This is a genomic window from Streptomyces azureus, from assembly GCF_001270025.1.
Taxonomy (GTDB): domain Bacteria; phylum Actinomycetota; class Actinomycetes; order Streptomycetales; family Streptomycetaceae; genus Streptomyces; species Streptomyces azureus.
This window is the reverse complement of record NZ_DF968412.1, coordinates 1-21,376: the sequence shown is the minus strand read 5'-3', so window position 1 is coordinate 21,376 and position 21,376 is coordinate 1. Positions and strand designations below refer to the sequence as shown.

General features: G+C 69.3%; 19 protein-coding genes and 1 pseudogene. 17 read left to right on the top strand and 3 right to left on the bottom strand.

Annotated elements, in window-relative coordinates; genetic code table 11:
- Both AOQ53_RS33765 and AOQ53_RS33760 read right to left on the bottom strand, forming a co-directional pair.
- Positions 1 to 1,946 (bottom strand): MFS transporter (locus AOQ53_RS33765; RefSeq protein ID WP_059423117.1); only part of this gene is annotated, 1,946 nt, incomplete at its 3' end.
- Positions 1,947 to 2,102: 156 nt separating this feature from the next.
- Positions 2,103 to 2,546: an SRPBCC family protein gene (locus AOQ53_RS33760; RefSeq protein WP_059423111.1), complete on the bottom strand. Its 444-nt coding sequence runs from the start codon at positions 2,544 to 2,546 to the stop codon at positions 2,103 to 2,105.
- A 171-nt stretch (positions 2,547 to 2,717) separates the two neighbouring features.
- On the opposite strand from AOQ53_RS33760, the gene AOQ53_RS33755 reads away from it, so the two are divergent.
- The 7 genes and pseudogenes from AOQ53_RS33755 (at position 2,718) to AOQ53_RS33730 (ending at position 8,930) form a co-directional block, all read left to right on the top strand.
- Positions 2,718 to 3,758 (top strand): Rv2578c family radical SAM protein, encoded by a 1,041-nt coding sequence (locus tag AOQ53_RS33755; RefSeq protein WP_059423110.1) that lies wholly within the window; start codon positions 2,718 to 2,720, stop codon positions 3,756 to 3,758.
- Between the two features lie 137 nt (positions 3,759 to 3,895).
- Entirely contained in the window at positions 3,896 to 5,470 is a 1,575-nt protein-coding gene (locus AOQ53_RS33750) for an alpha/beta hydrolase (protein WP_059423109.1), read from the top strand.
- A 216-nt stretch (positions 5,471 to 5,686) separates the two neighbouring features.
- Positions 5,687 to 6,367 (top strand): annotated as a pseudogene (locus AOQ53_RS33745) (4Fe-4S binding protein); the annotation flags it as partial.
- Positions 6,368 to 6,679: 312 nt separating this feature from the next.
- Positions 6,680 to 7,249: a TetR/AcrR family transcriptional regulator gene (locus AOQ53_RS33740; RefSeq protein WP_059423108.1), complete on the top strand. Its 570-nt coding sequence runs from the start codon at positions 6,680 to 6,682 to the stop codon at positions 7,247 to 7,249.
- Positions 7,250 to 7,527: 278 nt separating this feature from the next.
- Positions 7,528 to 7,695: a hypothetical protein gene (locus AOQ53_RS45005; protein ID WP_167745793.1), complete on the top strand. Its 168-nt coding sequence runs from the start codon at positions 7,528 to 7,530 to the stop codon at positions 7,693 to 7,695.
- A gap of 276 nt (positions 7,696 to 7,971) precedes the next feature.
- The gene (locus tag AOQ53_RS33735) at positions 7,972 to 8,394 is read left to right on the top strand and encodes a RidA family protein (protein WP_059423106.1); all 423 of its coding nucleotides are present in this window, start codon (positions 7,972 to 7,974) and stop codon (positions 8,392 to 8,394) included.
- Positions 8,395 to 8,426: 32 nt separating this feature from the next.
- Positions 8,427 to 8,930: a GNAT family N-acetyltransferase gene (locus AOQ53_RS33730; RefSeq protein WP_099054751.1), complete on the top strand. Its 504-nt coding sequence runs from the start codon at positions 8,427 to 8,429 to the stop codon at positions 8,928 to 8,930.
- Positions 8,931 to 8,932: 2 nt separating this feature from the next.
- Here AOQ53_RS33730 and AOQ53_RS33725 read toward each other — a convergent pair whose 3' ends face one another.
- Complete coding sequence (locus tag AOQ53_RS33725) at positions 8,933 to 9,508, bottom strand: adenylosuccinate lyase (RefSeq protein ID WP_059423103.1); 576 nt, start codon at positions 9,506 to 9,508, stop codon at positions 8,933 to 8,935.
- A 402-nt stretch (positions 9,509 to 9,910) separates the two neighbouring features.
- Between AOQ53_RS33725 and AOQ53_RS33720 the strand changes: the two genes are divergently transcribed.
- From AOQ53_RS33720 to AOQ53_RS33675, 10 genes are all read left to right on the top strand, one after another.
- A complete protein-coding gene (locus AOQ53_RS33720) occupies positions 9,911 to 11,716 on the top strand; it encodes a 3-hydroxyacyl-CoA dehydrogenase family protein (protein ID WP_059423101.1) in 1,806 nt (601 codons plus the stop codon).
- A 115-nt stretch (positions 11,717 to 11,831) separates the two neighbouring features.
- A complete protein-coding gene (locus tag AOQ53_RS33715) occupies positions 11,832 to 12,641 on the top strand; it encodes a TetR family transcriptional regulator (RefSeq protein ID WP_059423114.1) in 810 nt (269 codons plus the stop codon).
- A 378-nt stretch (positions 12,642 to 13,019) separates the two neighbouring features.
- On the top strand, positions 13,020 to 14,363 hold the full coding sequence (gene ccrA, locus AOQ53_RS33710) for a crotonyl-CoA carboxylase/reductase (protein ID WP_059423099.1): 1,344 nt from the start codon (positions 13,020 to 13,022) through the stop codon (positions 14,361 to 14,363).
- Positions 14,364 to 14,382: 19 nt separating this feature from the next.
- Positions 14,383 to 16,410 (top strand): protein meaA, encoded by a 2,028-nt coding sequence (locus tag AOQ53_RS33705; protein ID WP_059423096.1) that lies wholly within the window; start codon positions 14,383 to 14,385, stop codon positions 16,408 to 16,410.
- Entirely contained in the window at positions 16,407 to 17,369 is a 963-nt protein-coding gene (locus AOQ53_RS33700; protein ID WP_010038783.1) for an HpcH/HpaI aldolase/citrate lyase family protein, read from the top strand. Before AOQ53_RS33705 ends, AOQ53_RS33700 begins: the two co-directional genes overlap by 4 nt.
- Before the next feature lie 3 nt (positions 17,370 to 17,372).
- Positions 17,373 to 17,885, top strand: coding sequence for a MaoC family dehydratase (locus tag AOQ53_RS33695; protein ID WP_059423094.1), 513 nt, complete (start codon positions 17,373 to 17,375; stop codon positions 17,883 to 17,885).
- 2 nt (positions 17,886 to 17,887) lie between these two features.
- The gene (locus AOQ53_RS33690) at positions 17,888 to 19,093 is read left to right on the top strand and encodes an acyl-CoA dehydrogenase family protein (RefSeq protein WP_059423092.1); all 1,206 of its coding nucleotides are present in this window, start codon (positions 17,888 to 17,890) and stop codon (positions 19,091 to 19,093) included.
- A gap of 170 nt (positions 19,094 to 19,263) precedes the next feature.
- The gene (locus AOQ53_RS33685) at positions 19,264 to 19,920 is read left to right on the top strand and encodes a phosphatidylserine decarboxylase (protein WP_059423090.1); all 657 of its coding nucleotides are present in this window, start codon (positions 19,264 to 19,266) and stop codon (positions 19,918 to 19,920) included.
- Positions 19,907 to 20,755 carry a CDP-diacylglycerol--serine O-phosphatidyltransferase gene (gene pssA, locus AOQ53_RS33680; protein WP_059423088.1) on the top strand — a complete coding sequence of 283 codons (849 nt, stop codon included), beginning with the start codon at positions 19,907 to 19,909 and terminating at the stop codon, positions 20,753 to 20,755. Before AOQ53_RS33685 ends, pssA begins: the two co-directional genes overlap by 14 nt.
- A gap of 202 nt (positions 20,756 to 20,957) precedes the next feature.
- Positions 20,958 to 21,376, top strand: a 419-nt coding sequence (locus AOQ53_RS33675; protein WP_148640410.1) for an alpha/beta hydrolase, incomplete at its 3' end; no start/stop codon positions are given.

Sequence of the window (21,376 nt, the reverse complement as noted above, 5' to 3'; positions counted from 1 at the left end):
ACGCTGGCGTCCCGTACGGGTGTGCCGTCGGCGGTGACCACGCTGCCGACGAGGTTCCCCGCACCGCCCAGGACGATGTCCAGTTCGACGGGGCGTTCGCCGACGGTCACGGAGACCGCCTGCGGCTGGTGGCCGCCCGCGGCGGCGATCAGCACGTACGCGCCGGGGCCCGGGGTGGCCAGCGCGTAGCGCCCGTCCTCGCCGCTGGCGCCGCGTCCGGTCTGCTGTCCGGTGACGTCGATGAGCGTGAGCGCCGCGCGGGGCACGACGGTCCCGTCGTGGTGCTGCACCGAACCGCAGACGGGGATACCGGCGGTGTGGGGAGCGCGGGCCTGCGGGATCGGGGGGCTCCCCGGCGCCGTGTCCGGGTCGGTGACGGATACGTTCTGGGACACCAGGGGTTTCTCCTTGAGGAAGAGGGCGATGACCAGTCCGAGGACGAGCACCGGCACCAGATAGAGGAAGATCCGCGGCATGGCGTCGGCGTACGCCCCGATGTAGCCCTCGCGCAGCGCCGGGGGCAGGCCGTGCACGAGCTGCGGGGTGATGGACTCGGGGTCGGGGAGCCGGCCGCCCGCGCGCGTGGGCAGGTGGTGGGCCAGGGCGTCGGCGAGCCGGTCGGCGAAGAGGGTGCCGAAGACGGCGGCTGAGACGCTGCCACCGATCTGCCGGAAGTAGCTGTTGGAGCTGGTGGCGGTGGAGAGGTCGGCCGGGCGCACCGAGTTCTGCACGGCGAGGATCAGCACCGGCATCACCATGCCGATGCCGGCGCCGAGGACGGCCATCCAGATGCTGTAGTGCAGCCGTGGGGTGTCGGCGTCGAGGCGGGACAGCAGCCACATGCCGGCGACGGAGAGGGCGCTGCCGAGGACCGGGTAGGCCTTGTAGCGGCCGGTGTGACTGATGAGCTGTCCGGTGATGACCGAGGCGCCGACGATGCCGGCCATCATGGGCAGCATGAGCAGGCCCGACTCGGTGGCGGAGGCCCCGTCGACCATCTGGAGGTAGGTCGGCAGATAGCTGGCGGCGCCGAACAGCCCGGCCCCGGTCACCAGGCCGATCAGGCCGGTGACGTTGAAGACGGAGTCCCTGAACAGCCGCAGCGGGATGAGGGGTTCGGCGGCGAAGTGCTCGGCGACGAGGAAGAGGACGGCCGCCACGGCCGCTCCCGCGCCGAGGCCGAGGATCATCCACGAGTCCCAGGCGTACTTGGTGCCGCCCCAACTGGTCAGCAGGACCAGGCAGGTGGAGGCCGCGGTCAGCAGCAGCGCGCCGAGGACGTCCAGCCTGGCCTTGCCGACCGGTTTCGGGAGCTTCAGCGCGACGGCGACGACGACCAGCGTGACCAGGCCGAAGGGCACGTTGACGTAGAAGCACCAGCGCCAGGAGAGGTGGTCGGTGAAGTAGCCGCCGAGCAGGGGTCCGGCCACGGAGGCGAGTCCGAAGGCGGCGCCGATCAGGCCCATGTAGCGGCCGCGCCGCCGGGCGGGCACGATGTCCGCGGTGATCGCCTGGACACCGATCATGAGGCCGCCCGCGCCGACGCCCTGGAGGGCCCGGAAGGCGATCAACTGGTCCATGGTCTGCGCCCGGCCCGCGAGCGCGGAGCCGGCGACGAAGACGACGATCGCGAACTGGAAGACGCCCTTGCGGCCGAGCAGGTCGCCCAGCTTGCCGTAGATCGGCAGCCCTACGGTCGCGGTGAGCAGGTAGGCGGTGATCGCCCAGGACATCCGGTCCAGGCCGTGCAGCTCACCGACGATCTTCGGGAGCGCCGTGGCGACGATCATCTGCTCCAGGGCGGCGAGGAGCAGGGCCGGCATGAGCGCGACGAAGACCAACCGCACCCTGCGCGGGCTCAGTTCGGCGGCCGGGGCCGGCGCTGGGGAGGGAGGTTCGGGAGGTGCCACCGCCGGTTCGTCCTGCGCCAGAGTGATCCCGCCCACCTACCGCTCCCCTCGCCGCGCTGCCGCACAATTCCCGCGTAAAAGCGACAACTACGAGCAAGCGCGACGAGTTACGGCACAAGTCGGAGCCGAACGGAGATCACCCGAACCGGTGAGGGGCACAACACCCCCTGGAAATTCCCGGTTTGAGGGGGTCTACTTCTCGACCTCGGCGGCGAGCCGGGCGAGCAGCGCGTCGTAGATCCGCCCGAGACCCTTGGGCGCGAAGGTCTTCTCGAAGAAGCCGCCGATGCCGCCTGCGCCGGTCCAGGTGGTGGTCACGACGACGCGGGACCTGCCGTCACCGGCCGGAGTGACGCGCCAGGTGGTGACCATGGAGGAATTGCGGTCCTTCTCGACCAGCTCGCCGTCGGTGGGCTCGCTGACCTCCAGGAGACAGTCGCGCACGCGCTTGCTGGTGGCCTGGAGCTTCCAGTGGACGAGGGTGCCCTCGCCGTCACCGCCCTCCCGGACCTCGTACTCGCTGAACTGCTCGGGCAGCAGCTTCGCGCGCGTGCCGCTGTAGTCGGCGAGGGCGTCGAACACCGTCTCCGCGTCCGCCGCGACGATCCGCTCCGTAGTGGCCTCGACCTGCGCCATCGCTTTCCTCCAGGACATGGGTTCTCGGGGGTTGGGGGCAAGCCAACCACCCCGCTGCCCGGCCACCCAAATCGGGGTGGCCCAACCCGGTCGAACACGTTCGGAAAATGCCCTCGCACGATCAAGGGAACGTGTGTTCTATTCTGTGGACAGTGCTACCGAGGAGGCGTCATGCGCTGGGACAACCTCACAGAGGACTCCGAACACAGCCGGTCCGACGGCGCGCTGTTCGGCGCGGACGCCGTGACCACCCGTACCTTCGACACGCCGGAGTTCCGCGGGATCACCTTCCACGAGATCCGGGCCCGCTCGATCATCAACCGGGTGCCGGCGGTCTCCCGGATGTCGTTCCAGTGGACGGTCAACCCCTATCGCGGCTGCTCACACGCGTGTGTGTACTGCTTCGCGCGCAAGACGCACAGCTATCTCGACCTCGACACGGGCCTCGGCTTCGACTCCCAGATCGTGGTCAAGGTCAACGCGCCGGAGCTGCTGCGCCGCCAGCTCGGCTCGCGCCGCTGGCAGGGCGAGCACATCGCGATGGGCACGAACGTGGACTGCTACCAGCGCGCCGAGGGCCGCTACCGCCTGATGCCGGGCATCATCTCGGCCCTGCGCGATCACGCGAACCCCTTCTCGATCCTGACCAAGGGCACTCTCATCCTGCGCGACCTGGACCTGATCAAGCAGGCCGCGGCGGTGACCGACGTGGGCATCTCCGTCTCGGTCGGCTTCACCGACCAGGAGCTGTGGCGCACCGTCGAACCGGGAACGCCCGCGCCCGAGAGGCGCCTGGAGGTCGTACGGACCTTCGGCGAGCACGGCATCGGCTGCGGTGTGCTGATGGCGCCGGTGATCCCGTTCCTCAGCGACCAGCCGGCCCAACTCCGGGCGACCGTACGGGCGATAGCGGCCTCCGGCGCCACGTCCGTCACACCGCTGGTGCTGCATCTGCGGCCCGGTGCCCGCGAGTGGTTCATGACCTGGCTGGAGCAGCACCATCCGCACCTGGTGGCGCGCTACCAGCGGCTCTACGCGGAGGGCTCCTACGCCCCGAAGTGGTACCAGCGCCGGATCACCCGTCAGGTGCACGAACTGGCCGAGGAGTACGGCATCGGGCCCACGCGCGCGGGGATGCCGCGCCGGATCCGGCCCCCTGAGCCGGCCGGGGAGCCGCCGGTGTCCGGACCTACTCAACTCTCGCTCATTTAGGAGCGTTCGAGCGCATCCAAAGATCCATCCGGGTCATGACATCGACTGAATGAGTTCTCCCAGGACCTCCTTCCGGGACGATGCGGCGAGGACGGTGACCTTCGCGGTCCTCCATCCCGCCGTCCTGGGAGGACTCCATGAGAAATCGCGCAGCGCTGTGCGGCGCCGCCGTCGTCATGGCCGGTATCTTCACGGTCGTTCCCGCCGGGGCGAGCGCACCGCGCACCGCGGAGCCCGCGCCCACCGCGAAACTCTCCTGGAAGAACTGCGCCACCGAGAAGTACCCGACGCTCCAGTGCGCGTCGCTGAACGTGCCGCTCGACCATCGCAGGCCGCATGGACAGCGGATCACCCTCGCCCTGTCCCGCGTCCCGCACACCGCCAGGACGTACCAGGGTCCGCTCCTGGTCAACCCCGGCGGTCCCGGCGGCAGCGGCCTGAAACTCGCCGGGTTCGTCGCGTCCTCGCTCCCCGAAAAGGTCGCGGCCCAGTACGACGTCATCGGCTTCGACCCGCGCGGCGTGGGCGCGAGCGAGCCCGCGCTGGACTGCCGGCCCGGCCACTTCGACACGGTGCGCCCGGACTCCCTGCCGGCCACACCCGCGATCGAGAAGGCCAACCTGGCCCGCGCCAAGTCCTTCGCCGCCGCCTGCGGCAAGAGGTACGGCCATCTGCTGCCGTACGTCGACACGGCCGGCGCCGTGCGCGACATGGACGCGATCCGGCAGGCCCTGGGCGCGCGGAGGATCAGCTACCTCGGCTACTCGTACGGCACCTACCTGGGCGCGGTCTATGCCAAGGCCTTCCCGGAGCGCGTCCGGCGCCTCGTCCTGGACTCGGTCGTCGACCCCACGGAGGTCTGGTACGACGCCAACCTCAACCAGGACGTGGCCTTCAACGACCGCCACCGCGCCTTCCTGGCCTGGGTCGCCGAGCACGACTCGACCTACCGGCTCGGCACGGATCCGGAGCGGATCGAGGCCACGTGGTACGCGATGCGGGCGGCCCTCGCGAAGAAGCCGGCGGGCGGCACGGTGGGGGCCGCGGAGCTGGAGGACACCTTCATCCCGGGCGGCTACTACAACGGCTACTGGCCCCCTCTGGCCGAGGCGTTCGCGGCGTACGTGAACGACAGGAACCCCGAGCCGCTGGTCGGGGCGTACGAGGATTTCGGCGCGGTCGACGCCTCCGGTGGCAACGGCTACAGCGTCTACACCGCGGTGCAGTGCCGGGACGCCGACTGGCCGCGCGACTGGCGGCGGTGGCGCGAGGACAACTGGGCGGTGTACGAGAAGGCGCCGTTCATGACATGGAACAACGTCTGGTACAATGCGCCCTGCGCGTTCTGGCCGACGGGCTCGTCGAAGCCGGTGGACGTCGCCAACGGCAAGCTGCCGCCCTCCCTGTTGTTCCAGTCGACCGGCGACGCGGCCACCCCGTACGAGGGCGCTGTCACCGTCCACCGTCTGCTGGCCCGCTCCAGCCTGGTGGTCGAGGAGGGCGGCGGCAACCACGGCATCACGCTGAGCGGGAACGCCTGCCTCGACAAACATCTGGCGGCGTACCTCTCCGACGGCACAGTGCCGCGCGGCCACGGCGAGGCGGACGCGGTGTGCGAGGCCCTGCCCGACCCGGAGCCTTCCGCCACGAAGGGAGCGCCGGCCTCTTCGAACGGCTCGACGCTGCACGGTCTGCTCGGCATCCCGAGTTGACCGGGTGCTGCCTCCGTACTGTGACCACGTTCGGAAACAGCCTCCGTTTTGATGGAGCCGTCCAGCGCAACCGTGCCGCCCTCGTGGAAGCAGCACAGCGCCACTTTCTGAAGCACGGGGCCGGCACGTCCCTGGAGGCGGTGGCGAAAGACGCGGGCGTCGGGCCGGGCACCCTGTAGCGGCACTTCCCGGCTGCGGGCGATGGAGGAGTACTTCAATCCCTCGGTCGGCTTCCCCCAGGAGATGGACCGCTTCCCCAGCGAGCGGATCTGGGTGGTGGCGCACAAGACGGTCGCGGTGGCCGCGGGGCTCGGCGTGATGGGCCTGCACCGCAACGTCATCCGCCCGAAGTTCGGCAACTTCATACTGCTGGCGACCGTCCTGGTGGACGCCGAGGTGAGCGAGTACGGGCAGGCGCTGGACTACAACCCCTGCATCGGCTGCAAGCTGTGCGTCGCCGCCTGCCCGGTCGGCGCCATCAGCAAGGACGGGGCGTTCGACGCGCTGGCCTGCACCACGCACAACTACCGTGAGTTCATGAGCGGGTTCACCGACTGGGCGCAGACCGTGGCCGACAGCGAGGACGCCGCCGACTACCGCTCTCGGGTCACCGACTCCGAGAGCGCCTCCATGTGGCAGAGCCTGACCTCGCCCCCCGGCTACAAGTCCGGCTACGGCATGGCGGTCTGCCCCGGCGGCGAGGACGTCCTGAGCCCGTATCTGGAGGACCGCGAGACGTTCATGGACACCGTGCTGCGACCACTCCAGGACAAGAAGGAGACCCTCTACGTCCTGCCGGGCTCACCCGCACAGGGATACGCCCAGCGCCGCTTCCCCCACAAGCCCGTCAAGGAACTCACCGGCGGCTGGCAGCCCCCGGCGAAGCGAACGCCCTGATCCGCCGGAGTAAGTCATGACCGGCATTCACAGAAACTGCCCGTCGGTCTGGTCAACGCCGACAAAGGGGCCACTTCCATGCCGACTCCTCCTCCTCGGCCACCGCTCGCCCGACGCTGACGGTGCTGACCGACCAGTCCGCCGGCAGTATGGGCTCCAGCCCGACCCGGGCGGCGACGACGCAGGTGGCTGTACTCGGTGTGCGCCACCACGGCCCGCGAAGGCCGCCGTCCCGGCCCAGGAGGTGTCCACCCCGGCACACCTTGAAACCGATCGGTTTTCATTTCCTCCACATCGAGTTAACCTCGCAGTATGACCACCGAGGTGAAGGCAAGTACCAGAGAGCGGCTACTGGAGGCGGCGGCCACGCTCACCTACCGGGACGGTGTCGGCATCGGCGTCGAGGCGCTCTGCAAGGCGGCGGGAGTGTCGAAGCGCTCCCTGTACCAGCTCTTCGAGAGCAAGGACGAGCTGCTGGCAGCGAGCCTGGAGGAGCGCGCCTCCGCCTTCGTGGCGATCCTCCTGCCCGCGGCGGGCGACGGCCGGTCACCCCGCGAGCGGATCCTGCACGTCTTCGAGCAGGTGGAGTCGCAGGCGGGTGCGCCCGAGTTCCGGGGCTGCCCGTATCTGGCCGTTCAGATCGAGCTGAAGGACCAGAACCACCCCGCGAGCCGGGTGGCCCACCGGATCAAGGCGAACCTGACGGAGTTCTTCCGTTCCGAGGCCGAACAGGGCGGGGCGGGCGACCCCGATCTGCTGGCCCGGCAGCTCAGCCTCGTGTTCGACGGCGCCAGCGCCCGCGCGGGAATCGGAGCCGACAGGCTGACCGGGCTCGTCGCGCCCACCGTGAACACCCTGCTCGACGCGGCAGGCATGGGCTGACGCATCAGTCACAGGCGTGGCCACTACCAACGGGTCAAGATGGCCATCGCTCCCCTTCGCCGCGGTCTGCCGATCGGCACGCCGCGAGAGCGGCCGCCCTCGCCTCGCGAAGTCGCCCGGTGGATCACCACCGCTCCGTCCCGCCGCAGTTTGCCCGCAGCCGAGGCACTCCGGCGACTGTTCGAGCACTGCCCAGAGCTGAACCGAACCCACGACCTGGTGCGTCAGTTCGCCGCCATGCTCGACACCCGCTACCGGACCACGCGTGCCAGGGCGAGGTGGATCTCGCAAAGCAGATCGCCCTGGCCCAGACGAAAGTGGAGAAGGACTTCCCCGCAACCACCAGGTCCCTGGTGAAGGATTTCAAGGCGGCCCGACAGGCGGCGCTGAAGCGCGCGGAGGCGGGCGGCTTCGCAGACAGACCCTCCGTCTCACCATCGGCGTGAGGAATGCCGTGCGAGTTCGACGCACCGAACCCGTCACGACGCGCCGTGTTCCGGACACCCTTCGCATCTCCACGGCGAAATCGCTTACCCCCCACGTTGGACTGGGGGAGGGCGGCCCTCATGGATTTTGAGCGAGGGGACAGGGCGAACCGGAGCAGGGACACCGGCCACCTTCCAGGCGAGTGGCGGCAGTTACAGCCTGAAACTGGCTGGCAGGCCGCAAGCGCCGACGGCGTCCTGAGCACACAGGTCGGTGCCATGGTCCACGATGGACCCATGAGTGAGCTGACCAGGATTCCCGCGCCCGACGGGGTCGCCGCGGCCCAGTACAGCCACGTCGTCATGGGCACCGGCCGTTTCGTGGCGATCGCGGGACAGCTCGCCCTCGACGAGCAGGGCCGGCCGGTCGGAGAGGGCGACCCGGCGGCGCAGGCCCGTCAGGTCTTCGAGAACCTCCGGCGCTGCCTGGCCGCCGCCGGGGCGACCTTCGACGACGTCGAACTCACTTACTTCGTCACGGACATGGCCCACATGCCCGCGATCCGAGCGGCCCGCGCCGAGCACATACCCGACGACCGGCTGCCCGCCGCGTCGGCGGTGCGGGTCGCGGGGCTGGTCCGACCCGAGTTCCTGCTGGAGGCCGAGGCTCCCCCACTGTCCAGAGGCGTGGGGGTGCCCCCGGCGATGGTGGCGGAATGAGTCCTTCGACAAAGGGCCTTCGGATACGGGAAATGACGCTCGCCGACTGCGACCGCGTCGCCGAGATCCGCATCCGCAGCTGGCAGAGCGCGTACCGGGGGCTGATGCCGCAGTCGTACCTGGACGGGCTCAGTGTCGCGGAGGACGCCGAGCGTCGTCGCGGGTATCTGGCCCAGGCCGACGGCAGCGTGGTGAACCTGGTCGCCGAGGACACCGGCGGCGAGGTCGTGGGCTGGGCCTGCCACGGGCCGTACCGGGACGGCGAAGTCGTCACCGACGACGCCGAGTTGTACGCCATCTACGTCCATCCGGAACACCTGGGACAGGGCGCGGGGCAGGCCCTGCTCGCCGAGTCCGTCGCGCGCTGCGCCGCCGCGGGCCACGGCCGTCTGCTCCTGTGGGTCCTCAAGGGCAACGGCCGGGCCCGCCTCTTCTACGAACGGGCCGGCTTCGAGGCGGACGGCGCGGAGGAGCCCTTCGAGGTGGAGGGTGTCGCGGTCCCCGAAGTGCGGTACGCACGCGCACTCCCCCGCTGATCTCACCTCTGTTTCGGAATCCGCCCCAGTGCCCGCACCGCCGCCTCCGCCAGCACCGGATGCGCGAGGGCCTCGTTCAGCACGGGTCTGGCCCGGGCGTCGCCCAGCGTGCCGAGCCCGTCCACGCAGGCGAGGGCGACGCGGCGGTACGGGTCGTGCGGGCGCAGCCGTCGCTGGAGGGTGGTGATCAGGGCGGGCACGGCCTCCGGGGCGCGCAGTTCGACCAGGAGCCGGACGGGGTGGAGGGCGTAGGCGACGCGCAGTTCGTTGGTGGCGAGGGCGGCGGCCGCGCGGGCCGTGCGCGGGTCGCCGAGGCGGGCGAGGGCGTAGGCGGCGGAGGCGCAGCGCGGCGGATCACGGTGGTTGAGCAGCAGCACCAGGGACTCGAAGGCCCGCCGGTCCTCGGCGAGTCCCAGCCGGAAGGCGGCCAGCTCCCTCGTCCACAAGGGCTGCCCGGGTTCGGTCAGCACCGCGGCCAGGGCGTCGAGGTCGTCGGTCGCCACGAGCCGCTCGAAGGCGGGCGACGCCCCCGACTCCTGCCGTAAGCGCTCCGTGAGTGATCGCAACTCTTCGTCCATGACTGAGAGATTAGAGGCGCCGCGAGCTGCTCGGGACGTACATCACAAACACGAGGGCTGGCGCGCTCGTTACCCGCGAGTTAAGCTCAGACGAGCGAGTTACCCACTCGTATCTCCTCGCGGCGGTCTGGTGACGCGGCCGTCGTGAGAGCAGTCGGTTCGGTACTTCAGGTACTTCAGGTACCGCAGTACGGCTCGGCCCCGGGACAGGGCCGGTCGGACCTGCCGTTCCCCGGGCGTGTGCACGCCCGTGGCGACGGCACCGGGCGTGTGCGCTCGCAGCCCGGCCAACACCCGCATTTCTCACGCACCCGGTGCGCCCGGCATGCCGGCTCTCGCCGGTCCGTCTTCGGCGCACCCGGGCGTGTTCCCCGTCGTCACCCTCATTCCTGGAGTCCCGCGATGGCCACTCCCCTTTCCGACCCGTCCCTGTCCCCGCTGCGCACCATCGCAGTCGTCGGCCTCGGCACGATGGGCACCGGCATCGCCGAGGTCCTCGCCAAGGCCGGCCGCGAGGTCGTCGGCATCGACATCAGCGAGGCCCAGGCGGCGAAGTGCGTCGCCGCCCTGGAGTCCTCCACCGCCCGTGGCGTCGAGCGCGGGCGGCTGACCGAGCAGGACCGCGCGGAGATCCTGGACCGCGTCCGCACCTCCACCGACCTGCGGGCCGCGGCCGACGCCGACCTGGTCATCGAGGTGGCGCCGGAGTCGTACGAGATCAAGCAGCAGATCTTCCGGGAACTGGACGGGATCGTGCGCCCCGAGACGATCATGGCGACCGGCACCAACGCCCTGTCCGTCACCCGGCTCGCGGCCGACTCGGCCCGTCCGGAGCGGGTGCTGGGCCTGCACTTCTTCAACCCGGCCCCGGCGATGCGGCTGGTCGAGGTCGTCTCCTCGGTGCTGACCGCGCCGACCGCCGTCACGGCGGTCACCGATCTCGCCCTGGACCTGGGCAAGGAGCCCGTCGCGGTCGGCGACCGCCCTGGATTCGTCGCCGACGGGCTGCTGTTCGGCTACCTCAACCAGGCCGCCGCGATGTACGAGGCGAAGTACGCCTCCCGCGAGGACATCGACGCCGCGATGCGGCTGGGCTGCGGCCTGCCGATGGGCCCGCTGGCGCTGCTCGACCTGATCGGGGTCGACACCGCGCGCACGGTCCTGGAGGCGATGTACGCCGCGTCCCGCGACCGGCTGCACGCCCCGGCGCCGATCCTCAAGCAGCTGAGCGAGGCGGGCCTGACCGGCCGCAAGGCGGGACGCGGGTTCTACACGTACGAGGCGCCGGGCAGCGGCACCGTCGTGCGGGACGCGCTGACCCCGCTGGAGGGCGGCAACCTGGTCCCGGGCCGGGAGGTCCGCTCGGTGGGTGTCGCGGGCTCGGGCACCATGGCCTCCGGAATCGCCGAGGTCTTCGCCAAGGCCGGGTACGAGGTCGTCCTCGCCGCCCGCAGCGAGGAGAAGGCCCAGACCGCGAAGGCCCGTATCGGCAAGTCCCTGTCCCGCTCGGTCGACAAGGGCCGGATGACCGCCGAGGCCGCCGCGCAGACCCTGGACCGCATCACGCCGACGGGCACCTACGACGACTTCGCCGGCGTCGACCTGGCCGTGGAGGCGGTCGCCGAGGACCTGGAGGTCAAGCGTCAGATGTTCGCCGCGCTGGACAAGGTCTGCAAGCCGGGCGCGGTGCTGGCCACCACCACCTCGTCCCTGCCGGTCGTGGCCTGCGCCCGGGCCACCTCGCGCCCGCAGGACGTGATCGGCATGCACTTCTTCAACCCGGCTCCGGCCATGAAGCTGGTCGAGGTCGTCCGCACGGTGCTGACGGCCGACGACGTCCACGCGACGGTCCGCGAGGTCTGCGGCCGGATCAGGAAGCACGCGGTCGACTGCGGGGACCGGGCGGGCTTCATCGTGAACGCGCTGCTCTTCCCGTACCTGAACAACGCGATCAAGATGGTGCAGGAGCACTACGCGTCGCTGGACGACATCGACGCGGCGATGAAGCTGGGCGGGGGTTACCCGATGGGCCCGTTCGAGCTGCTGGACGTCGTCGGGCTCGACGTCTCGCTCGCCATCGAGAAGGTCCTGCACCGCGAGTTCCGCGACCCGGGGCTCGCCCCGGCACCGCTCCTGGAGCACCTGGTGGCCGCGGGCTGCCTCGGCCGCAAGACGGGCCGTGGCTTCCGCGAATATGCCAAGCGCTGACGGTCCCGGCGACTGGTTCCGGTCCGGCGCGGAGTGGGGCGGCCTGCTCGGCCCGGACCGGTTCCACGAACCAGGCCACGCGCAGCGAGCTGCGCACATGCAGTACGTTCAGGGCATGTCCCAGCCCGCCAAGTCCTCACGTACATCGGCTACGACCGACGCGCCGGAAAGTGCCGCAGGCTCTCGCGCCGCCGCCCAGCGGCTCAAGATGCGCCGGGAACTGGCGGCCGCCGCGATGGAGCTGTTCGCGACCAAGGGGTACGAGGCGACCACCGTCGACGAGATCGCGGCTGCGGCCGGGGTCGCCCGCCGCACGTTCTTCCGCCACTTCCGTTCCAAGGAAGAGGCGATCTTCCCCGACCACGACGACACCCTGGTCCGGGCCGAGGCGGTGCTCAACGCCGCGCCCGCGCACGAGCATCCGCTCGACACGGTGTGCCGCGGCATCAAGGAAGTCATGAAGATGTACGCGGCCCGCCCGGAGATCTCGGTCGCCCGCTACAAGCTGACGCGCGAGGTGCCCACCCTGCGCGAGGCGGAGATCGCGTCGGTGGCCCGCTACGAGCGCCTGTTCACCCGCTATCTCCTCGGCCACTTCGACGAGCGCGCGCACGCCGACGACGCCAACGACGACCCGCTGCTCGCGGAGGTCGCCGCGTCCGCCGTTGTCACCGCCCACAACCACGTCCTGCGGCGCTGGCTGCGGGCGGGCGGGCAGGGAGACGTGGAGGCGCAGCTGGACCACGCCTTCGCGATCGTGCGCAAGACGTTCGGCACGGGGATCGGGGCCGGGCGCTCCACGGAGTCGCAGCCGGCCGCGGCGACGGCCTCGGCGCAGGGCGAGGTGCTGGTGACCGTCGCCCGCACCGACGCCCCGCTGGACGAGGTCATGCGGACCATCGAGCAGGCACTCAAGGAGCGCTGAGCCCCTTCGCCCGTGTGATGACGGCCACCCCTCGGGGTGGCCGTTTTGGCATGTCAGGGGCCGTTTTGCAGGCCCTCCGAGATGCCGTTCGATCGATCATCGCTCATTTGTCAAGTAAAGATTTCATCTGAGAGAAACTTCTGGCACTCAGTGCCTTGCGGGGTGACACGCGGTGTCATACGTTGAAGAGGTCCGGGCGATGTCCCAGCAAGCCCAGCGCCTGCCCGTCCGGACGCCTGCGTCACAGGCAACCTCCCGCGCCACCAGCGCTGCCGAACAGCACCACCGCCGAACCGACGGCACACCCTCGACCCTCAGCAGCACCGACGTAACCATCGGCGCCCCTCCCTCGGGGCGCTCACCGCCGGAGGCAACACCGTGACCGTTAAGGACATCCTGGCCGCGATCCAGTCGCCCGACTCCACGTCGGAGGACTTCGCCGCCCTCCCGCTCCCCGAGTCGTACCGCGCGATCACCGTGCACAAGGACGAGACGGAGATGTTCGCCGGGCTCGCCACGCGCGACAAGGATCCCCGCAAGTCGATCCACCTGGACGAGGTGCCGCTGCCCGAGCTCGGCCCGGGCGAGGCCCTGGTGGCCGTCATGGCCTCGTCGGTCAACTACAACTCGGTGTGGACGTCGATCTTCGAGCCGCTGTCGACGTTCGGCTTCCTGGAGCGCTACGGCCGCACCAGCGAGCTGGCCAAGCGCCACGACCTGCCGTACCACATCATCGGCTCCGACCTCGCGGGCGTCGTTCTGCGCACCGGCCCGGGCGTCAACGCCTGGCGGCCCGGCGACGAGGTCGTCGCGCACTGCCTCTCCGTCGAGCTGGAGTCCAGCGACGGCCACAACGACACGATGCTCGACCCCGAGCAGCGCATCTGGGGCTTCGAGACCAACTTCGGCGGCCTCGCCGAGATCGCGCTGGTCAAGTCCAACCAGCTGATGCCCAAGCCGGACCACCTGAGCTGGGAGGAGGCCGCCGCCCCCGGCCTGGTCAACTCCACGGCCTACCGCCAGCTGGTCTCCCGCAACGGCGCCGGCATGAAGCAGGGCGACAACGTGCTCGTCTGGGGCGCGAGCGGCGGACTCGGCTCCTACGCCACCCAGTTCGCGCTGGCCGGCGGCGCCAACCCGATCTGCGTCGTCTCCAGCGAGCAGAAGGCGGACATCTGCCGCTCGATGGGCGCCGAGGCGATCATCGACCGCAACGCCGAGGGCTACAAGTTCTGGAAGGACGAGAACACCCAGGACCCCAAGGAGTGGAAGCGCTTCGGCAAGCGCATCCGCGAGCTCACCGGCGGCGAGGACATCGACATCGTCTTCGAGCACCCCGGCCGCGAGACCTTCGGCGCGAGCGTCTTCGTCACCCGCAAGGGCGGCACCATCACCACCTGCGCCTCCACCTCGGGCTACATGCACGAGTACGACAACCGCTACCTGTGGATGTCGCTGAAGCGGATCATCGGCTCGCACTTCGCCAACTACCGCGAGGCCTGGGAGGCCAACCGGCTCATCGCGAAGGGCAAGATCCACCCGACCCTGTCGAAGGTGTACTCCCTGGACGACACCGGCCAGGCCGCCTACGACGTGCACCGCAACCTGCACCAGGGCAAGGTCGGCGTGCTGTGCATGGCCCCCGAGGAGGGCCTGGGCGTGCGCGACCACGCCAAGCGTGCGCAGCACATCGACGCCATCAACCGCTTCCGGAACGTCTGAAAGACAGCTGAGGTCACAGATGACTGAGCGTCAGAAGGACCGGCCGTGGCTCATGCGCACCTACGCCGGTCACTCCACGGCCGAGGCGTCCAACGAGCTGTACCGGCGCAACCTCGCCAAGGGCCAGACGGGTCTGTCCGTGGCGTTCGACCTGCCGACGCAGACCGGCTACGACTCCGACCACATCCTCGCCCGCGGCGAGGTCGGCCGGGTCGGTGTGCCGATCGCGCACGTCGGTGACATGCGCCGGCTGTTCCAGGACATCCCCCTGGAGCAGATGAACACCTCGATGACCATCAACGCCACGGCCATGTGGCTGCTGGCGCTCTACCAGGTCGTCGCCGAGGAGCAGGGTGCGGACATCACCCAGCTCCAGGGCACGACCCAGAACGACATCGTCAAGGAGTACCTGTCCCGCGGCACGCACGTGTTCCCGCCGGCGCCGTCGCTCCGACTGACGACGGACATGATCGCGTACACGGTCTCCCACATGCCGAAGTGGAACCCGATCAACATCTGCAGCTACCACCTGCAGGAGGCGGGCGCCACGCCGGTCCAGGAGATCGCGTACGCGATGTCCACCGCGATCGCCGTCCTGGACGCCGTGCGCGACTCCGGGCAGGTGCCCCAGGAACGCATGGGCGACGTCGTCGGCCGGATCTCCTTCTTCGTGAACGCGGGCGTCCGCTTCATCGAGGAGATGTGCAAGATGCGCGCCTTCGGCCGTATCTGGGACAGGATCACCCGCGAGCGGTACGGCATCGAGAACCCCAAGCACCGCCGCTTCCGCTACGGCGTCCAGGTCAACTCCCTGGGCCTGACGGAGGCGCAGCCGGAGAACAACGTCCAGCGGATCGTCCTGGAGATGCTGGCCGTGACCCTCTCCAAGGACGCACGCGCGCGTGCCGTACAGCTCCCCGCCTGGAACGAGGCGCTCGGCCTGCCCCGCCCCTGGGACCAGCAGTGGTCGCTGCGCATCCAGCAGGTGCTGGCGTACGAGAGCGATCTGCTGGAGTACGGGGACATCTTCGAGGGCTCGAAGGTCATCGAGGCGAAGGTGGACGAACTGGTCGAGGCCGCGTTCGCGGAGATCGACCGCATCCAGGAGATGGGCGGCGCGATGGCGGCCGTCGAGTCCGGCTACCTCAAGTCGCAGCTGGTCGCCTCGCACGCCGAGCGCCGGGGCCGGATCGAGTCCGGCCAGGAGAAGATCATCGGTGTCAACGCCTTCGAGGGCACCGAGCCGAACCCGCTGACCGCCGACCTGGACACCGCGATCCAGACGGTCGACCCGGAGGTCGAGGCCCGCGTCATCGCCGCACTCCAGCAGTGGCGCGACAGCCGCTACCAGCCGCCCTTCAACCACCCTCGGCCCTGCAAGGCGCTGGAGCGGCTGAAGGAGGCCGCCCGGGGCACCGAGAACCTCATGGAGGCCACCCTGGAGTGCGCCCGCGCCGGGGCGACCACCGGCGAGTGGGCCGGGGCCCTGCGCGAGGTGTTCGGCGAGTTCAGGGCGCCCACGGGTGTCTCCTCGGCGCCGGTGGCCGTCCCCGCCGAAGAGGGCAGCACGCTGGCTCTGGTCCGCCGCAAGGTGGATCTGACGGCCAAGGACCTGGGCGTGGGCAAGCTGCGCTTCCTGGTCGGCAAGCCGGGCCTGGACGGCCACTCCAACGGCGCCGAGCAGATCGCCGTACGCGCGCGTGACGCCGGCTTCGAGGTGGTCTACCAGGGCATCCGGCTGACGCCCGAGCAGATCGTGGACGCGGCCCTCGCCGAGGACGTGCACGCGGTCGGCCTGTCCATCCTGTCCGGCTCGCACGCCCAACTGGTGCCGGACGTGCTCGAACGGCTGCGTGTGGCCGGTGCCACAGATATACCGGTGATCGCCGGTGGCATCATCCCGAACGGGGATGCCGAGCAGCTCAGGGCAGCCGGAGTGGCCGCGGTCTTCACCCCGAAGGACTTCGACATCACCGGAATCATCGGCCGCATCGTCGACGAGATCCGGAAAGCGAACAAGCTCGACCCCCTGGAGGTCTCCGCATGACCACGGTCAACCGCCTTCGCCCCCGGCGTTCCTGCCTGGCGGTACCGGGCTCGAACCCCCGCTTCCTGGAGAAGGCGCAGGGCCTCCCCGCCGACCAGGTCTTCCTCGACCTGGAGGACGCGTGCGCCCCGCTCGCCAAGCCGGAGGCGCGGCACACCATCGTCAAGTTCCTCAACGAGGGTGACTGGACGGGCAAGACGCGGGTCGTGCGCGTCAACGACTGGACGACCGAATGGACGTACCGCGACGTCGTCACGGTCGTCGAGGGCGCCGGCCAGAACCTCGACTGCATCATGCTGCCGAAGGTCCAGGACGCCCAGCAGATCGTCGCCCTCGACCTCCTCCTGACCCAGATCGAGAAGACCATGGGCTTCGAGGTCGGCAAGATCGGCATCGAGGCGCAGATCGAGAACGCCCAGGGCCTGAACAACGTCAACGAGATCGCGCAGGCTTCCCAGCGCGTCGAGACGATCATCTTCGGCCCGGCCGACTTCATGGCCTCGATCAACATGAAGTCGCTGGTCGTGGGCGAGCAGCCGCCCGGCTACCCGGCGGACGCCTACCACTACATCCTGATGAAGATCCTGATGGCCGCCCGCGCCAACAACCTCCAGGCGATCGACGGCCCCTACCTCCAGATCCGCAACATCGACGGCTACCGCGAGGTCGCCCAGCGCGCCGCCGCCCTCGGCTTCGACGGCAAGTGGGTGCTGCACCCGGGCCAGGTCGAGGCGTCCAACGAGATCTTCTCGCCGTCCCAGGAGGACTACGACCACGCCGAGCTGATCCTGGACGCGTACGACTACTACACGTCCGAGGCAGGCGGCAAGAAGGGCTCCGCGATGCTCGGCGACGAGATGATCGACGAGGCCAGCCGCAAGATGGCCCTGGTCATCGCGGGCAAGGGACGCGCCGCCGGGATGCGGCGCACCAGCAAGTTCGAGATCCCGGAGGCCTGAGCGATGCAGTTCGGACGGACCTACGAGGAGTTCGAGGTCGGGGCGACGTACAAGCACTGGCCGGGCAAGACGGTCACGGAGTACGACGACCACCTGTTCTGTCTCCTCACGATGAACCACCACCCGCTCCACATGGACACGAACTATGCGGAGAAGACGACGGACTTCGGCAAGAACGTCGTCGTGGGCAACTACATCTACTCGTTGCTCCTCGGCATGTCCGTGCCGGACGTCTCCGGCAAGGCCATCGCCAACCTGGAGATCGAGTCGCTGAAGCACGTGGCGCCGACCTTCCACGGCGACACGATCTACGGTGAGACGACCGTGCTGGACAAGTGGCCGTCGAAGTCGAAGAACGACCGCGGCATCGTGCACGTCGAGACCAAGGGCTACAAGCAGGACGGCACGCTGGTCTGCGTGTTCCGCCGCAAGGTCATGGTGCCGACCGAGACGTACATCAAGGAGCGCGGCGGCGAGCAGCCGGGCCGCCCCGAGCTCAGGGAGCAGGAGAAGTAGCCATGGCGCGACTCGCCCAGACCGCCGGTCTGACGGACATCCAGCAGGAGATCCTGTCCACCGTCCGGGACTTCGTGGACAAGGAGATCCTCCCGGTCGCGACCGAGCTGGAGCACCGCGACGAGTACCCCCAGCAGATCGTCGACGGGCTGAAGGAATTGGGCCTGTTCGGCCTGATGATCCCCGAGGAGTACGGGGGCCTGGGCGAGTCGCTCCTGACGTACGCGCTGTGCGTGGAGGAGATCGCCCGCGGGTGGATGTCGGTGTCCGGCATCATCAACACGCACTTCATCGTGGCGTACATGCTCAAGCAGCACGGCACGCAGGAGCAGAAGGACCACTTCCTGCCGAGGATGGCGGCCGGCGACATCCGCGGCGCCTTCTCGATGTCGGAGCCCGGCCTCGGCTCGGACGTGTCGGCGATCACGTCGAAGGCGGTGAAGGACGGCGACGAGTACGTCCTGAACGGCCAGAAGATGTGGCTGACCAACGGCGGGACGTCGTCTCTCGTGGCCGTTCTGGTGCGAAGTGACGAAGGTCACCCCGAGGGCACTGCGCCCCACAAGTCGATGACGACCTTCCTGGTCGAGAAGGAGCCCGGTTTCGGCGAGGTCCGCCCCGGCCTCACCATCCCCGGCAAGATCGACAAGATGGGCTACAAGGGTGTCGACACCACCGAGCTCATCATGGATGGCCTGCGGATTCCCGCCGACCGCGTGCTCGGCGGGGTCACCGGCCGGGGCTTCTACCAGATGATGGACGGCGTGGAGGTCGGCCGCGTCAACGTGGCCGCGCGTGGCTGCGGTGTCGCTCAGCGTGCGTTCGAACTGGGCGTCCGGTACGCGCAGCAGCGTCACACCTTCGGGAAGCCGATCGCCCAGCACCAGGCGATCCAGTTCAAGCTGGCCGAGATGGCTACCAAGGTCGAGGCCGCGCATGCGATGATGGTGAACGCAGCTCGCAAAAAGGACTCCGGGGAGCGAAACGACCTTGAAGCCGGTATGGCGAAGTATCTTGCTTCCGAATACTGCAAGGAGGTCGTGGAGGACGCCTTCCGGATCCACGGCGGCTACGGCTTCTCCAAGGAGTACGAGATCGAGCGCCTCTATCGTGAGGCACCGATGCTGCTGATCGGTGAAGGTACCGCCGAGATCCAGAAAATGATCATCGGTCGGCGATTGCTCGAGGAGTATCGATTCCAGGGCTAGATGTCCGGATACGGGGTGTTTTCTTGGAGAAGAAGATCACACCCCGTCAGCACTCTTCGGCCGCCGACTCGGCTGCCTGGCTTACCCAGTTAGGGCCCCGAGCCGCTACGATCGCCGGAAAGCCGCCGTCCCCCGTCAGAGTGCGGCATCATCCGCTACGAAGGTCATCCATGCCCCACAGCCAAACCTCTGCATCTCGCGACAGCCGGGTCGGCGTACGCCTCGCGCGCGGAGCATCGCCGTGGCTCCTTCCGACCGTCGCCACCGCAGCCCTCAGCCTGGCCCGTGCCCGCCGCTCCGGCGCGGCCAGGGCCGTCGCCGTTCCCGCCACCGCGCTCGCGGCGGGAATGCTGTGGTTCTTCCGCGACCCCGAGCGCGAGATCGGCGAGGGCCGGGTCATCTCGCCCGCCGATGGTGTGGTGCAGAGCATCATGCCGTGGAAGGACGGCCGCACCCGCGTCGCGATCTTCATGAGCCCGCTCAACGTCCACGTCAACCGCGCGCCGCTGGCCGGCACGGTGACGTCGGTCGAGCACGTGCCCGGTGGCTTCGTTCCCGCCTTCAACAAGGAGAGCGAGAACAACGAGCGGGTGGTGTGGCACTTCGACACCGAGCTCGGTGACATCGAGATGGTGCAGATCGCCGGCGCGGTCGCGCGGCGGATCGTCCCGTACGTCCCGCAGGGCACCAAGGTCGAGCAGGGCGACCGCATCGGCCTGATCCGCTTCGGATCGCGCGTTGACATCTACCTTCCGGAAGGTGTCGACGTCGCTGTCGAGGTTGGTCAGACCACGACTGCGGGGGTGACTCGAATTGACCGTGATTGATCCCGACACACAGGCCACGAACTGGGTCGCCGAGGACGAGGACGACGCGGAGGAACTGCCGCTGTCCCTCCGGCTGTCGATAGCGGACACGCTCACGCTCGGTAACGCGACGTGCGGCTTCATGGCGGTGTACTTCACCACCACCGGCATCCTCATCCCGCACCTCTCGGGTGACAATTCGGGCATGGCCCGCAACAGCGCGGCCACGGCCGTGATACTGATGCTGTGCGCGGCTGTCTTCGACCTGTTCGACGGCCTCGTCGCCCGCAAGCTGCGGTCGTCGCCGATGGGCGCGGAACTGGACAATCTCTCCGATCTGATCAGCTTCGGTCTGGCGCCCGCGTACTTCGTGCTCGTGTACGGCATGGTCGCGAGTGACGCGCATGAGCGGGTCGCGGCGGTGGGCGCGATCGTTGTGCTGTTGGCGGTGGTGCTGCGGCTTGCCCGGTTCTCGTGCGTCACCGTGAAGGACGGCACGTTCCAGGGCATGCCCTCACCGTTCGGTGCGCTCACGGTCGTCTCGATCGTGCTGCTCGAGCTGCCGTTCGAGGCGACGCTGCTGGCGGTCGTCGGTACCGCATGGCTGATGGTGAGCCGGGTCGAGTACCCGAAGCCGCGGGGCATCCTCGCGGTCGCGGTGCTCTGCTGGATCGTGTCGGCCATGGGCATGCTGGCGGCCTGGGCGTTCGACGCGCCGGGCGGCCAGGTGCTGCTCCAGATGGGCTGCGCGCTGCAGATCGTGATGGCGGCGACGATCCCGCTGTTCGCCACGGCGCGCCGGGTGAACACCTTCCGCGACAACCGGAGGGAAGCGCGGGCGGCGCAGCTGCCCTGATCTCGTCCCGCCACTGACGGGTGTGGCCCGAGCCTCCGAGGCTCGGGCCACACCCGTTTCGCGTTCAAGGGCATCCCCTTCATTGCCCTTGACTGGTCAACTACCTCTGCTTTAGGCCGATTTGCGGGGGAAACACAGGAAGAGGAGGGTGGAACAGGGGGGTTTCAGAGAGTTCCTCCCCCTTCCAGACCGGGAGACGGCCATGCCCGCACCCACCCTCATAGAGCACCAGGTCACGCTCAAGTCCCAGATCCCCGCGAACTTCAACGACACGGTGACCCTGCCCGTCCGGGAGTACGACGGCACCAAGCCGAGCCATACGCCCAAGCCGGTGCTGATGCTGCACGGCAGAAGCGTGCCGGCGCTGGCGGCGTTCGACCTCGCCCCGGTGCCCGGCGGCTCCGCCACCCGGTACAGCTGGGCACAGGAACTCGCGGACGACGGCTACGACGTCTTCCTCATGGACCTGCAGGGCTCCGGCCGGTCGCCACGCCCCAGGATGGACGATCCGTGCAACGCCAACCCGACGCAGCAGCAGGTCCTCGTCCCCAACCCCCTCCAGGCGCCCTGCCCTCCCCCGCCCCCGTACCCGTACCAGCTGGGGAACTCGGAGAGTGAGTG

Coding starts and splice junctions, on each gene's coding strand:
- AOQ53_RS33700 (WP_010038783.1), top strand. CDS start 16,407: ATGACCACGGTCAACCGCCTTCGCCCCCGGCGTTCCTGCCTGGCGGTA.
- AOQ53_RS33685 (WP_059423090.1), top strand. CDS start 19,264: ATGCCCCACAGCCAAACCTCTGCATCTCGCGACAGCCGGGTCGGCGTA.
- AOQ53_RS33695 (WP_059423094.1), top strand. CDS start 17,373: ATGCAGTTCGGACGGACCTACGAGGAGTTCGAGGTCGGGGCGACGTAC.
- AOQ53_RS33755 (WP_059423110.1), top strand. CDS start 2,718: ATGCGCTGGGACAACCTCACAGAGGACTCCGAACACAGCCGGTCCGAC.
- AOQ53_RS33750 (WP_059423109.1), top strand. CDS start 3,896: ATGAGAAATCGCGCAGCGCTGTGCGGCGCCGCCGTCGTCATGGCCGGT.
- AOQ53_RS33720 (WP_059423101.1), top strand. CDS start 9,911: ATGGCCACTCCCCTTTCCGACCCGTCCCTGTCCCCGCTGCGCACCATC.
- AOQ53_RS33690 (WP_059423092.1), top strand. CDS start 17,888: ATGGCGCGACTCGCCCAGACCGCCGGTCTGACGGACATCCAGCAGGAG.
- AOQ53_RS33735 (WP_059423106.1), top strand. CDS start 7,972: ATGAGTGAGCTGACCAGGATTCCCGCGCCCGACGGGGTCGCCGCGGCC.
- AOQ53_RS33725 (WP_059423103.1), bottom strand. CDS start 9,508: ATGGACGAAGAGTTGCGATCACTCACGGAGCGCTTACGGCAGGAGTCG.
- AOQ53_RS33760 (WP_059423111.1), bottom strand. CDS start 2,546: ATGGCGCAGGTCGAGGCCACTACGGAGCGGATCGTCGCGGCGGACGCG.
- AOQ53_RS33740 (WP_059423108.1), top strand. CDS start 6,680: ATGACCACCGAGGTGAAGGCAAGTACCAGAGAGCGGCTACTGGAGGCG.
- AOQ53_RS33705 (WP_059423096.1), top strand. CDS start 14,383: ATGACTGAGCGTCAGAAGGACCGGCCGTGGCTCATGCGCACCTACGCC.
- AOQ53_RS33730 (WP_099054751.1), top strand. CDS start 8,427: ATGACGCTCGCCGACTGCGACCGCGTCGCCGAGATCCGCATCCGCAGC.
- AOQ53_RS33715 (WP_059423114.1), top strand. CDS start 11,832: ATGTCCCAGCCCGCCAAGTCCTCACGTACATCGGCTACGACCGACGCG.